13 protein-coding genes are annotated in these 12081 nt (G+C 70.1%); 7 read left to right on the plus strand and 6 right to left on the minus strand.

Translation table 11 applies throughout. The annotated features are described in order from the left end of the window. Positions 1–28: 28 nt before the first annotated feature. The 4 genes from FNH05_RS05100 to FNH05_RS05115 form a co-directional block, all read right to left on the minus strand. Positions 29–754 carry a phosphocholine cytidylyltransferase family protein gene (locus FNH05_RS05100; RefSeq protein ID WP_144586096.1) on the minus strand — a complete coding sequence of 242 codons (726 nt, stop codon included), beginning with the start codon at positions 752–754 and terminating at the stop codon, positions 29–31. After that, entirely contained in the window at positions 751–2016 is a 1266-nt protein-coding gene (locus FNH05_RS05105; RefSeq protein ID WP_144586097.1) for a CDP-glycerol glycerophosphotransferase family protein, read from the minus strand. Before FNH05_RS05105 ends, FNH05_RS05100 begins: the two co-directional genes overlap by 4 nt. Positions 2017–2267: 251 nt before the next feature. Beyond that, complete coding sequence (locus FNH05_RS05110) at positions 2268–2657, minus strand: globin (protein WP_144586109.1); 390 nt, start codon at positions 2655–2657, stop codon at positions 2268–2270. A 13-nt stretch (positions 2658–2670) separates the two neighbouring features. Further along, positions 2671–3660 (minus strand): mechanosensitive ion channel family protein, encoded by a 990-nt coding sequence (locus tag FNH05_RS05115; RefSeq protein WP_144586098.1) that lies wholly within the window; start codon positions 3658–3660, stop codon positions 2671–2673. A 364-nt stretch (positions 3661–4024) separates the two neighbouring features. Between FNH05_RS05115 and FNH05_RS05120 the strand changes: the two genes are divergently transcribed. From FNH05_RS05120 to FNH05_RS05135, 3 genes are all read left to right on the plus strand, one after another. Then, complete coding sequence (locus FNH05_RS05120) at positions 4025–4522, plus strand: HNH endonuclease (protein ID WP_144586110.1); 498 nt, start codon at positions 4025–4027, stop codon at positions 4520–4522. Between the two features lie 656 nt (positions 4523–5178). Beyond that, entirely contained in the window at positions 5179–5418 is a 240-nt protein-coding gene (ctaJ, locus tag FNH05_RS05130) for an aa3-type cytochrome oxidase subunit CtaJ (RefSeq protein ID WP_144586100.1), read from the plus strand. Further along, the gene (locus FNH05_RS05135) at positions 5405–5878 is read left to right on the plus strand and encodes a DUF5130 family protein (RefSeq protein ID WP_144586101.1); all 474 of its coding nucleotides are present in this window, start codon (positions 5405–5407) and stop codon (positions 5876–5878) included. The genes ctaJ and FNH05_RS05135 overlap by 14 nt, the downstream gene beginning before the upstream one ends. Positions 5879–5977: 99 nt before the next feature. Here FNH05_RS05135 and pepN read toward each other — a convergent pair whose 3' ends face one another. After that, on the minus strand, positions 5978–8554 hold the full coding sequence (pepN, locus tag FNH05_RS05140; protein ID WP_144586102.1) for an aminopeptidase N: 2577 nt from the start codon (positions 8552–8554) through the stop codon (positions 5978–5980). 150 nt (positions 8555–8704) lie between these two features. Between pepN and FNH05_RS05145 the strand changes: the two genes are divergently transcribed. Then, positions 8705–9316 carry a mycothiol-dependent nitroreductase Rv2466c family protein gene (locus tag FNH05_RS05145; protein ID WP_144586103.1) on the plus strand — a complete coding sequence of 204 codons (612 nt, stop codon included), beginning with the start codon at positions 8705–8707 and terminating at the stop codon, positions 9314–9316. Between the two features lie 9 nt (positions 9317–9325). Then, positions 9326–9859 carry a GNAT family N-acetyltransferase gene (locus FNH05_RS05150; protein ID WP_144586104.1) on the plus strand — a complete coding sequence of 178 codons (534 nt, stop codon included), beginning with the start codon at positions 9326–9328 and terminating at the stop codon, positions 9857–9859. A gap of 12 nt (positions 9860–9871) precedes the next feature. Here FNH05_RS05150 and FNH05_RS05155 read toward each other — a convergent pair whose 3' ends face one another. After that, complete coding sequence (locus tag FNH05_RS05155; RefSeq protein ID WP_144586105.1) at positions 9872–10567, minus strand: MBL fold metallo-hydrolase; 696 nt, start codon at positions 10565–10567, stop codon at positions 9872–9874. A gap of 88 nt (positions 10568–10655) precedes the next feature. On the opposite strand from FNH05_RS05155, the gene FNH05_RS05160 reads away from it, so the two are divergent. Both FNH05_RS05160 and FNH05_RS05165 read left to right on the plus strand, forming a co-directional pair. Then, entirely contained in the window at positions 10656–11126 is a 471-nt protein-coding gene (locus FNH05_RS05160) for a ribose-5-phosphate isomerase (protein WP_144586106.1), read from the plus strand. Then, complete coding sequence (locus tag FNH05_RS05165) at positions 11126–11932, plus strand: Fpg/Nei family DNA glycosylase (protein WP_144586107.1); 807 nt, start codon at positions 11126–11128, stop codon at positions 11930–11932. Before FNH05_RS05160 ends, FNH05_RS05165 begins: the two co-directional genes overlap by 1 nt. The last annotated feature ends 149 nt before the right edge of the window (positions 11933–12081 follow it).

Genomic DNA, 12081 nt, shown 5'->3' on the forward strand with positions numbered 1-12081 from the left:
CGCCGCTGCGCGGCGCCCCGGCGGGGCATCACGCGGCGGACGTGACGGTCCTGCTCACCTCCACGTTGGCACGCTCGAGGTCGCCGGCGAAGTCCACCTCCACCACGAAGTAGGAGGAGATGTCCAGCGCCCGCACCCGCAGTCCGTCCGCCTCGATCGCGGTCTCGATCCCGCGTTCGAAGTAGTCGGTGTCGTCACAGGCCTCGAGGTGCTTGACCAGCGCCGGCTTGTCCGCCGACGCTATGTAGTTGATGCCGACGGCCTCACCGAGCCCGCCGATCACCGATTTTGACAGCCGGTGCACGTATCCGTCGACGTCTGCGGTGTATTTCACCTCTTCCTCACCCACCGCGGCGGTGTTCACGCAGACGAAAGTCTCGTCCCGGGCGATCACCGGCGCGATCTCGAGCAGCAGCTCGGGGTCGAACACCACGTCGCCGTTGAGCCACAGCACCCCGCCGGAGCAGGTTCCGCGCAGGGCCTTGAGCAGGCTCTTGCTCGTGTTGGTGTGCTCGTAGCGCTCGTTGAAGGCGAACCGGACGTCGGGGGCGGCGGCCATGATCTGGTCCGGGCGGAAACCGACCACGACGGTGACCTTCACGCGGTCGCCGAAGGCGGCGGCAAGGTTGCCGAGCTGCTGGTGGAGGATGCTGCGTCCGTCGGCCAGCGGGGTCAGCGGCTTGGGCAGCGGCCTGCCGAGTCTGGTGCCCATGCCCGCCGCCAGGATCACGACCTGCAGTTCGTCGTTCCTCATGCTGACCTCCCGGTGGTTTCGTTGAGCAGGACGGCGAGGCTCGCGTCCAGGCGGCTGAGCAGGCGGTCGCGGGTGGCGGCCGCGTCGGCGATGGCGGCGAGGAAGCGCTGGGTGCTTTCCCCGGGGGCCAGGTCGCCGAAGTAGAACTTGCGCATGGTTTCCCGCGCCGTGCGGTGCGGGTCGGAGGTCAGCCGTTCGGTCAGGGTCGCGGTGAGGCCGGCGACCGTGCTCGGGGCGATGACGTCGGCGCACCGGCTGATCGGCGCATCGGAGAGCAGGCGCGTGGCGTTGTCGTACCGGTCCGCGATCATCAGGGGGCGGCTGACGCGGCGGTACAGGAAGTCCAGGCCGACCGACGAGACGTCGGTGATCATCAGGTCGCAGCCCTCGAAGACGGCGAGGATGTCGCCGGACGGGATGAAGCGGTGGCCCGCGCCGGGGTCGCGCTGTGCGGCGGATTCGAGCAGCCCGACGATGCGCTGGTGCGCGGACTCCATGCTCGGCAGCGGGCTGATCGACACGCGGGGGTGGGGTTTGTAGATCACCCGGGTGCCGGGCACCGCGAGCGCCGCCGCCATGATCTCGGGACCGAACACGTCCACCGAGGTGTAGTTGTTCGACGCGTTCTCGCCTTCCCAGGTGGGCGCGTACAGGATCGTGTGGCGGTCGGTCACCGGCAGCAGCGGCTCGGGGGACAGGTCCAGCTGCGGCCTGCCGACCGGCACCAGCCTGTCCTCGTCGAACCCGATCAGTGCGGCCCGGTGGCGGTGGATCGCGGCCTCGCCGGCGACGAAGACGCGGTCGTAGGCCTTCACCTGGTTGGACACCATGCAGACCTTGTCGCTCTCGCCGTGGTTGACGTGGATGTGCAGCATCCGGCGCTGCCGCAGCGAGTGGAAGTTCTGCACGGAGTTGTTCACGTACACGGCGATCTTGAAGTCGCTGGTCTCGTACAGGTTCTGCAGGTCGGGGAAGGACGGTGCCAGCACGCGGCGCAGCCCGGTGAGCTCGCCGAGTTCGGCGTAGGTCCGGGGGTGGCGCGTGATGATCACCACCGGCCGCTCGGCGTCGAGCCGTTCGAACACCGGGAGCCACTGACGCAACTGGTAGAGCTTGCGCGGGTCGTCGGCGAAGTACACCGCGATCTCACCGGGCACGGCTTCCCCCGGGGTGTAGCCGTCGGGAACCGGCCCGTCGGGACTGTCCAGGAACCGATGCGGATCTTGAGTTTTTCTGGCGTGGCGAGTGAACAAGAAGCCCACGCGGCGGCTCCCAGGCGGGTCAAGGGGTTGGACACGGTGAGGCGCTAGGAGATTCCAAGCGCCCCCATCTTCAGGGGTGGGACACCCGGCCTACAAGACCTCGACACCAGGGTGAAACCCATCGTTTACCTGCGTAAGCCGCAGATTTCAGCAGGGAGGTGCCATCGGCGTCAAGACCGGGGTACGCCGGGGCGGCGCGCGGTGCGGATACCCCGGCGGCGGGGCATCGGCGCGGGAAGATGCGACGCGGGTCAGCCCCAGGTGTTGATCATGCTGTCGGCGGCCATTTGCAGGTACTGCCACAGCTGTTCTTCGAGCGGTTTCGGCAGGTCGGCCTCGTCGACGGCGATGCGCATGGCCCGCAGCCACGCGTCCCGTTCCAGCGGGCCGATGCTGAACGGCGCGTGCCGCATCCGCAGCCGCGGATGGCCTCGCCGCTCGGAGTAGGTGTGCGGGCCTCCCCAGTACTGCATGAGGAACAGCCGCAGCCGTTCCTCCGCGGGTCCGAGATCGGCCTCCGGGTACATGGGGCGCAGCACCTCGTCGGCGGCGACCTCCGCGTAGAAGCGCGCGACGATCTTGCGGAACGTCGGTTCACCGCCGACGGCCTCGTAGAAGGTCTGCGGATCCTGACCGTTCATCTCGGACACCCCCCTATTGTGCCGTGCTGCTCGCGTTGCCCTGGCCGAGGAAGCGGCCGAGCGGCGGTTCGAAACCGGCTTCCTCGAGTGCGGCGATCATCCGCGCCCGCAACGCACGCTGCACCATCCACTGTTTGCCCGGCCGGACCTTCACCGTCATGCGGATCTCGATGCTCTCCGGTGTGACCTTCTCCACACCCAGCACCTCGGGCTGTTCCAGCACCTGCGTGGACAGCGGTTCGGCGGCCACGGCCGTGACGGCGGCCGCGCTGAGCACCTCGACGGCGCGGTCCACGTCGGTGGTGTAGCTCAGCGGCACGTCCACCACGGCGTTGGCGAAGCCCTGGCTGGAGTTGCCGACGCGGAGCACCTCGCCGTTGCGGACGTACCAGACGGTGCCCTTGACGTCCCGCAGGGTGGTGATGCGCAGGCCGACCGACTCGACGGTGCCGCTGGCCTCCCCGATGTCGATCACGTCGCCGACGCCGTACTGGTCCTCGAGCATCATGAAGATCCCGGACAGGAAGTCCTTGACCAGGTTCTGGGCGCCGAAGCCGAGCGCGATGCCGACGATCCCGGCGGAGGCGAGGATGGGGCCCAGGTCGTAGCCGAGCTCGCCGAGCACCTGGATGAACGCGAGCCCGAACACCACGAACGAGGTCATCGACTTCAGCACCGAGCCGATCGTCTTCGCCCGCTGGCGCCTGCGCTCGATCACCACCGGCCCGAGCAGTTCCGGCGCGCGCTCCCGCAGGGGGCGCAGCAGCGCGGGCAGCTTGCGGCCGTTGCCGGAGGGCAGCGCGGTGACCCGGTCGATCAGCTTCCGGAGCACGATCCGGATCAGCACCGCCACGAGCAGGATGAGCAGGATCTTGAGGGGCTTGGCCACCAGCCAGCCCGCGGAGGCGGCCAGCCACTCGTTGTGCGTCACCTTGAACACCTGGTAGCACCAGGTGCCCACCTCGTTGATGCACTGGGGGGGATCGGTCAGCAGCTGGCTCACGTGGTCGCCGTGCCCCTTTCTCGCCGGGATGGCCCGGCTTCACTCACCCGCCGGACGCATGTCACAGGACATGTCTTCTAACACAGGTGCATTTCCGGGGTGATCTGTGGTCGACTAAGGCTGCACCGGTGGAGGTGGTCGAGTGCCAGACCGACAACCGATCCCCCTCGGCGTCCCCGACCACATCGTGGCCGGGCAGGCGCCGGAGGTAGTCCTGTGCGCCTATCCGGGCGGGACCGTGCCCAGCGGTCACCATCCGAGTGGGCCACCTTCTCGTGGCGGCGGCCGGGGTGGCCGCCCGCCGGGACAGCGTAGAGGCCGGGATCCGGCGGCCGGCACCGCCCCCGGCTGGGGACGACGGCGGGTGCTCCTGCTCAACGCCACCTACGAGCCGCTCACGGCGTTGTCGCTGCGCAGGGCGGTGGTGCTGGTGATGTGCGGCAAGGCGGAGGTCGTGCACGGCGATCCGGCGGGGCTCACGGTGCACGCGGCCACGGTGTCGCTGCCGGTGCCCTCGGTGATCCGGTTGTCGACCTACGTGCGGGTGCCCTACCGGGCCCAGGTGCCGCTCACGCGCGCCGGGCTGATGCATCGGGACCGGTACCGCTGCGCCTACTGCGGGGGGCGGGCGGAAACCATCGACCACGTGATCCCGCGCAGTCGCGGCGGCCCCCACAGCTGGCAGAACTGTGTGGCCTGCTGCGCGAAGTGCAACCACCGCAAGGCGGACAAGCTGCTGTCGGAACTGGGCTGGCAGCTGAGGGTGGTGCCCACGGCGCCGCACGGCCCGCACTGGCGGCTGCTCGTGCACTCCGGGGAAGCGGATCCGTTGTGGCGGCCCTACCTCGGCGTGGCCGTCTGAGCGTACGCACCGGCGCCCCGGCTGCCTGAGGCGGCCGGGGCGAGCCGACGTCGTCGTCTGTGCTGCGCGCGCACGGGGATCGTCCGTGGCGCGGCGGTTTTCCCTTTCGTGCTTCCCGGTTCAGGCGGCGGTCACGCGCGTGCCGCAGGTGACGCGCGTACCCCTGGTCACGCGGGTCCCGCGCGTGACGCGGGTGCCGGCGGTGACCCGGGTTCCACGAGTGACCCTCGTCCCGCGGGTGACCCGCGTGCCGGCGGTCACCCGGGTGCCCCTGGTGACGCGGGTACCGCGGGTGACCCGCGTGCCGCGGCTCTCCGGGCCCACGGTCGGTGACTGAGTGTAGTTGCTGTTGCGCTGAGCGGGGGTGGTCAAGACGATCATTGCCTGGCCTCCAGGGGCAGAATTGCCTACCGATTGGGAAGGGGAGCGGGGCGCAAGGCCCGTACAGGTGAAAAACTACGAGGATCTCACCCCCGGAACAAGCTGATCGCGCTCAGTGGGACCGGCTGTACGCTGCGTTGCCACCTTTCGCGGGAGGGGGCTTCGGCTCATCGCGGGAACCCACCCGTGGCACACGGGGGACCGGGCCTTTTCGTGGCGCACGCCTCGCTCGCCGCCCTCGGCGGCGGCCGGGCCCGCCCGCTACTCTCTTGGGCGTGAACATCGGTGAGACGATCCTGGTCTTCGCGGTGATCCCGGCGGCGATCTACGCGGTGACCGCCCTGGTGACGCTGCGCTCGAAGCTGACCGGGACCCCCAGGTACCGGCCGGGACAGCCGTGGGAGTACCCGCCCATGTGGTGGAGCGGTAACCCCGAAGGCATCGGGGCGCATCGGCCCCTCAACTCCGGCACCGCGTCGGGAACGGCAGCAGGAGGTGCCCGTGGCAGCTGGTGAAGTGATTCAGCAGGTCGAGTCGGCCGAGCCCGAGTTCGGGGTGGCGATTACCGCTACCGGACGGCGCTCCGTGGCCAAGATGTACGAGCCCGCTCCGCCGTCCAGCCCGTTCAGCACCAGCCAGCTGGCCCGGCTGGACGAGGCGCTGACCCTGGCCAGCCGCGAGACCGGCATCGACTTCAGCGTCTACCTCGGCGAACTCGGCGGCGACACCCGGGTGACCGCCGAGAAGCTGCACGCCTCCATCGGTGAGCGCGCGGGCAACTCGGTGCTGATCGCGGTGTCCCCCGGCGAGCGTGTGGTCGAGGTCGTCACCGGAACCGAGGTGCTCCCGCGCCTGCCCGACCGCGGCGCGAAGCTGGCCGTGATGAGCATGGTCGCCTCCTTCAAGGAAGGCGACCTCGTCGGCGGCCTGGTGTCCGGTCTCCGCATGCTCTCCGACCAGGCAGGCCACGCGTAGGCGGTGTTTCAAAGCGGCGGAGCCGCTTGCAGCGGGGCCGTCAGCCGAAGGGAGCTCCGGCAGTGCGCCGGAGCTCCCTTCGTGCTTCTTCGAGCTTGATCAGCTCTCGTCGAACTCGCGCGCGGCCAGTGCGCGCACGATGCCGGCCCGTCCTTCGGACACCAGGCGACGCAGTGCGGCAGGCCGCGTTTCGTCCGAGAGCCACCGGTCGGCCGCCTCGACGGTGGGCTGCTCGACCGCCCAAGCCGGGAACAGCCCGAGCACGGTGGGCTGGGCCCGCTCGCTCGAACGCCGCTGCCACACCTCGTCGATCACCTCGAAGTAGGTGCCGACGTACCCGGCCAGCAGGCTCTTCTGACCCGGGTGCGAGAAGCCCGCGATGACGGCGTTGCTGAGCGCGTTCGGCAGTTCGTCGTCGTAGACCGCCCGCCGCCACGCCTCGGCCTTGGCCTCCGCGTTCGGCCGCAGCGCCCGTGCCGTTTCGGCCTGCCGCCGCCCGGTCGCGGTGTCGTCGCGGGCCAGTTCCGCGTCGATCTCGGCCTCGGCCGCCTTGCCATGCGCCACCAGTGCGGTGAGCAGGCGCCAGCGCAGGTCCGCGTCCACGGTCAGCCCCGGCAGCGGCGCGCTCCCGTCCAGCCAGCCGGCCAGGACCCCGAGCGTGGCCTCGTCGAGCACCGCGCCGGTCAGTGAGTTCACGTAGGCCAGCTGGTGGTCGGAGCCGGGCTCGGCGGCCCGGGCCAGCTCCAGGATCCGGGCGGTGAAGGAGGGCCAGCCCTGCTCGGCCGCCCAGCTGGGCTGCGCGTAGGAGTTCAGCGCGGTCTGGGCCTGCAGCAGCAGCCGCTGCACCACGCCGACCTCGGTTTCGGCCTGGATGCCGTGGGAGACGATCGCGAGGAAGTCACGCGCCTTGAGCTCGGCTTCCCTGGTCATCTCCCAGACCGCCGACCAGCACAGGGTGCGCGGCAGCGGCTCGGTGATGTCGGCGATCCGGTCGACCAGCGTGGTCAGCGAGCCCGGGTCCAGGCGCATCGTGCAGTACGTCAGGTCGTCGTCGTTGACCAGCACCAGCTTCCCGGCGGCGGCGCCGGTCAGCTCGGGCACCGGGGTGACGGCGCCCGTCACGTCCAGCTCGACCCGGTTCACGCGGACCAGGCTGCCGTTCTCGTCGTCGTAGACGCCCACGGCGATGCGGTGCGTGCGCAGCTCACCCGCCCCGGGCTTCGCGCCGGTCTGGACCACCTCGAAGGAGGTGAACCGGCCGTCTTCACCGGTCTCGAAGCGGGGGCGCAGCGAGTTGAGGCCGGTGGTCTCCAGCCACTGCGCACTCCACCCGGACAGGTCACGCCCGGAGGCCTCCTCCAGCGCGGCCAGCAGGTCGGCCAGCGTGGCGTTGCCCCAGGCGTGCTTGCCGAAGTAGACCCGCAGGCCGGCCAGGAAGTTGTCCAGCCCCACATAGGACACCAGCTGCTTGAGCACGCTCGCGCCCTTGGCGTAGGTGATGCCGTCGAAGTTCACCTCGACCGCTTCCAGGTCGACGATGTCGGCCGCGATCGGGTGCGTCGAGGGAAGCTGGTCCTGCCGGTAGGCCCAGGACTTCTCGATGTTGGCGAAGCTGGTCCAGGCGTGCTTGTACTCCGTGGCCTCCGCCTGAGCGAGCACACTGGCGAAGGTCGCGAACGACTCGTTGAGCCACAGGTCGTCCCACCAGCGCATGGTCACCAGGTCGCCGAACCACATGTGCGCCATTTCGTGCAGCAGGGTTTCCGCACGCCGTTCGTAGGCGTAGCGGGTGACGCGGCTGCGGAACACGTAGTCCTCGAGGAAGGTGACCGCGCCCGCGTTCTCCATCGCACCCGCGTTGAATTCCGGCACGAACAGCTGGTCGTACTTGCTGAACGGGTACGGCGTGGCGAACGCCTGGTGGTAGAAGGCGAAACCCTGCTTGGTCTCGGTGAACAGCCGGTCCGCGTCCATGTGCTCGGCCAGGGAGGCGCGGCAGTAGATGCCGAGCGGGATGGCGAGCTCGCGCTCGGGCGTGGATTCCACGTACTGGTCGTGCCATTCCGCGTACGGTCCGGCGATCAGCGCGACCAGATAGGTGGAGATGCGCTCGGAAACCTCGAAGACGGTGCGTGTCGCCCCCTCGGGCGTCTTCTCGGCGGAAGCCACCTTCGCGTTGGAGACGACCTTCCAGTCGCTGGGGGCGGTGACCGTCAGGCGGTACACCGATTTCAGATCCGGCTGGTCGAAGCAGGCGAACATGCGCTTGGCGTCCGCCGTCTCGAACTGCGTGTACAGGTAGACGGCGTCGTCGACCGGGTCGACGAACCGGTGCAGTCCCTCACCGGTGTTCATGTAGCGGCAGTCGGCCTCGACCACCAGTTCGTTGGTCTCGGCCAGCTCCGGCAGGACGATTCCCTCGTCCTCGACGTAGCCGGACACGTCCAGCGCCCGGCCGTTGAGCGTCGCCGACCGGACCCGGTCGGCGACGAGGTCGATCCAGGAGCCGGCCCCGGCGCGCGCACTGGCGAACCGGATCGTGGTGGTCGACCCGAACGTCTTGACGCCGGGACCGCCGCGACCGTCGGTGAGGTCCAAAGCGATGTCGTAGGACTCGACCTCCAGCAGCTCGGCGCGCTGCTTTGCTTGGTCGCGGGTCAGGTTAGGGGCGGGCACAGGCACCTCGTAGCACTAGCGATGGTCGTTTTCGGTTATCCCGCTATCCAATCATGGATGCCCAGGGGAACAAGCGTCATACATGGGCTGTTGGGCGGGTTGAAGGCTGATCATGCCTGGCGGATTCCACTACTGCACAGGGAGAGACCGATGGCTGCCGAGCGCACCCGCGTCGACTTCTATTTCGATCCGGTTTGCCCGTTCGCCTGGATCACGTCGCGCTGGATCCTCGAAGTCGAGGCGCAGCGCGAGCTGGATCTGCGCTTCCGGGTGATGAGCCTGGCCGTGCTGAACGAGGGGCGGGACCTGTCCGAGGAGTACCGGGCGCTGATAGACAAGGCGTGGGGTCCGGTGCGCGTCGCGATCGCGCTGGCCCAGTCCCAGGGCGAAGAGGCGCTGCGCGACTACTACACCGAGTTCGGCACCCGCTACCACAACCAGGGCAACAAGGACATCCCCTCGGTGACCAAGGAGGCACTGCGGGCGGTGGGCGCGCCGGACGAGCTGGCCGCGGCCGCCGAGTCCACCGAGTACGACGAGGCGCTCCACAAGAGCCACCACGAGGGCATGGACCCGGTCGGGATGGACGTGGGCACCCCGACCATCCACATCGACGGGGTCGCGTTCTTCGGCCCGGTGCTCACTTCGATCCCCCGGGGCGAGGACGCGGTGAAGGTGTTCGACGGCGCTCGTGCGCTGGCGAGCTACCCGGACTTCTTCGAGCTGAAGCGAACCCGTATGGGTGAGCTGAAGTTCGACTGACCCGGACGGATGACGGCGGGCCGCCTCGTCCGGCGGCGGCCCGATCCCGGCATCGAGTCCGGAGTGGCCGGAGCGACGGGAAGGGAGCTGCTCGTGGAGGGTGCGCTGGAGGTCGGTCCGGTGCGGGCCGGGGACCGGGCACGGTGGGAGGTGCTCGCCCGCGCCTACAAGGACTTCTACCGCACCCCGGTTGCGGAGGCCGAGTACGAGGCGACCTGGCGGAGGCTGGTGCGGGGTGAGGACGTGCACGGCGTGGTCGCGCGGCTCGGCGGACGGGTCGTCGGAATCGCCCACTACCTGTTCCACGCCAAGTTCTGGTCACCGGGGGCGTGCTACCTGCAGGATCTGTACGTGGACGAGGCGGCACGCGGCCGGGGAGCCGCGCGGGCACTGATCGAGTACGTGGCGGACGAAGCGCGTGGGCGGGGGCTTCCCCGGCTGTACTGGCACACGCAGCAGGACAACGCCCCGGCGCGCGCCCTCTACGACAGGGTCGCGAAGTTCAGCGGTTTCGTGCGCTACGAACGGGCGCTGGGCGACTGATCGACACAGGTCCTAAAGGGGCGATCGTGCCGCGAGTTCGTCCCGCTGCGCCCGGACGAAGGCGGCGTCCACCGGTTCCCCGTGTCCCGGCACGATGACGCGGGGGGACAGGGCCAGCAGTTCTCCGAGCGCGCGGGGCCAGGCCGCGAGGTCCGCGTCGGGGCCCGCCGAGGGCGGGGCCCCCTGCTCGACCAAGTCACCGGCGAAGAGCACCTCGGCATCCGGCACCCAGACGGCCACGTCGTGATCGGTGTGGCCGGGGCCCGGGTGGATCAACCGCACCCGGCGGCCGCCGAGATCCAGCTCGGCCTCCTCGGTGAGCAGCTCGGTGGGCAGCACGAGTTCGGCCTGGAGCAGCCCCTCGGCCAGCTCGGGCTTGTGTTCCTCGCGGAAACGCCGTGCCCACGCCCTCCGGTCTTCCTCGGCGTCGCGCAGCAATGCCGTGCGGCATCGCTCGTGCGCCCACACCGGGCAGGGCAGGAACGCCCTGGTGCCGAAGTAGTGGTCGAAATGCGCGTGCGTGAGCACCACCAGCCAGGGCAGGGGTGTCAGCTCGCGCACGGCCGCGGCGAACCGCCCGCCCTGGAGCTCGTCGCCACCGGTGTCGATCACCAGGCAGCGGTCCTCGCCGACGACGAGCCCGAGGGTCTGGTCGAGGTGTTCGTGGCGGCGGGCGAAAACCCCGTCCGCGATCGCGATCCAGCGCATGGTCACCGACGGTAGCGGCGGTGCGGGCATCCGTCCTGCCCGTACCCGCGGCGAGCCGGGCCGGGGGCGGGATGGCAGACTCCACGCCGTGCGTGTCTACTTGGGATCCGACCATGCCGGTTTCGAACTGAAGAACCATCTGGTGGCCTACCTCCAGGGGCAGGGCCACGAAGTGACCGACATCGGACCGTTCGTCTACGACGCCGCCGACGACTACCCGGCGTTCTGCATCGAGACGGCGCGGCGGGTGGTGGCCGACGAGGGCAGCCTCGGCATCGTGCTCGGCGGTTCCGGAAACGGCGAGCAGATCGCGGCCAACAAGGTGAAGGGCGCCCGCGCGGCGCTGGCCTGGAAGCCGGAGATCGCGCAGCTGGCCCGTGAGCACAACCACGCCCAGCTGATCGGCATCGGCGCGCGGATGCACACGGTCGAAGAGGCCGAGGCCATCGTCGACGCCTTCCTGAACACCCCGCCCTCGCCCGACGAGCGGCACGGCCGCCGGGTGCAGCAGCTGCTCGACTACGAGCGCACGGGTACCCCGCCGCCGCTGCCCGCCTGATGCCGGAGGGGCACACCCTCCACAGGCTCGCCCGCCTGCACCAGCGGCGCTACGCGGGCGCGCCGGTCGCGGTGACGAGCCCGCAGGGCAAGTTCGCCGACGCGCCGCGAGTGGACGGCCAGGTGCTCGTCCGGGCGGAGGCGTACGGCAAGCACCTGTTTCACTACTACGGCGATCTCGGTGCCGTGCACGTCCATCTCGGCCTGTACGGCACCTTCACCGAGGCGGCGCTGCCCGCCGCGCTCCCCGTGGGGCAGGTGCGGATGCGGCTCGTGGGCCGCACCCACTGGACGGATCTGCGGGGCCCGAACCGGTGCGAGCTGCTGACCCCGGACCAGGTCGACGCGATCAGGGCGCGGCTCGGCCCCGACCCGTTGCGCCGCGACGCCCGTCCCGAGCTGGCCTGGGAGCGGATCTCCGCGTCCCGGACGTCGGTGGCGGCCCTGCTGATGGACCAGTCGGTGCTGGCCGGGGTCGGCAACGTGTACCGCGCGGAAGTGCTGTTCCGGCACGGGATCTCGCCGATGCTGCCGGGCCGGGAGCTGGACGCCGTGCAGTGGAAGGAAATCTGGACCGACCTGGTCGGCCTGATGCGGGCCGGAGTGCGCTCGGGCCGGATCGACACGGTCGCCGCCGAGCACCTGCCCGAGGTGACCGGCCGGGCGCCGCGCCGGGACCGGCACGGCGGCGAGGTCTACGTCTACCGGCGGGCCGGGGAGCCCTGCCTGGTCTGTGGGACGCCGGTCGCGCACCGGGAACTCGCCGGCCGCAACCTCTACTGGTGCCCCGTCTGCCAACCGGCGTGAGGGCCCCGGCAACTTACGCGGCCGTTGGCCGTGAAGGGTCCCTTCACGGCCAATTCGACCGTGAAGGGACCCTTCACGGCTTGCCCTCTTGCTCAGAAGCCGCCGAAGTCGTTACCGACGTCCCCGCCGCCGAAGTCTCCACCGCCGAA

It is taken from the genome of Amycolatopsis rhizosphaerae (assembly GCF_007713715.1).
Classification (GTDB): Bacteria; Actinomycetota; Actinomycetes; order Mycobacteriales; family Pseudonocardiaceae; genus Amycolatopsis_E; species Amycolatopsis_E rhizosphaerae.

What these genes read in the sequence shown, in the direction of transcription:
- FNH05_RS05100 (WP_144586096.1), bottom strand. Translation starts at nt 754, where the DNA reads ATGAGGAACGACGAACTGCAGGTCGTGATCCTGGCGGCGGGCATGGGC.
- FNH05_RS05110 (WP_144586109.1), bottom strand. Translation starts at nt 2,657, where the DNA reads ATGAACGGTCAGGATCCGCAGACCTTCTACGAGGCCGTCGGCGGTGAA.
- FNH05_RS05145 (WP_144586103.1), top strand. Translation starts at nt 8,705, where the DNA reads ATGGCTGCCGAGCGCACCCGCGTCGACTTCTATTTCGATCCGGTTTGC.
- FNH05_RS05150 (WP_144586104.1), top strand. Translation starts at nt 9,326, where the DNA reads ATGACGGCGGGCCGCCTCGTCCGGCGGCGGCCCGATCCCGGCATCGAG.
- FNH05_RS05155 (WP_144586105.1), bottom strand. Translation starts at nt 10,567, where the DNA reads ATGCGCTGGATCGCGATCGCGGACGGGGTTTTCGCCCGCCGCCACGAA.
- FNH05_RS05165 (WP_144586107.1), top strand. Translation starts at nt 11,126, where the DNA reads ATGCCGGAGGGGCACACCCTCCACAGGCTCGCCCGCCTGCACCAGCGG.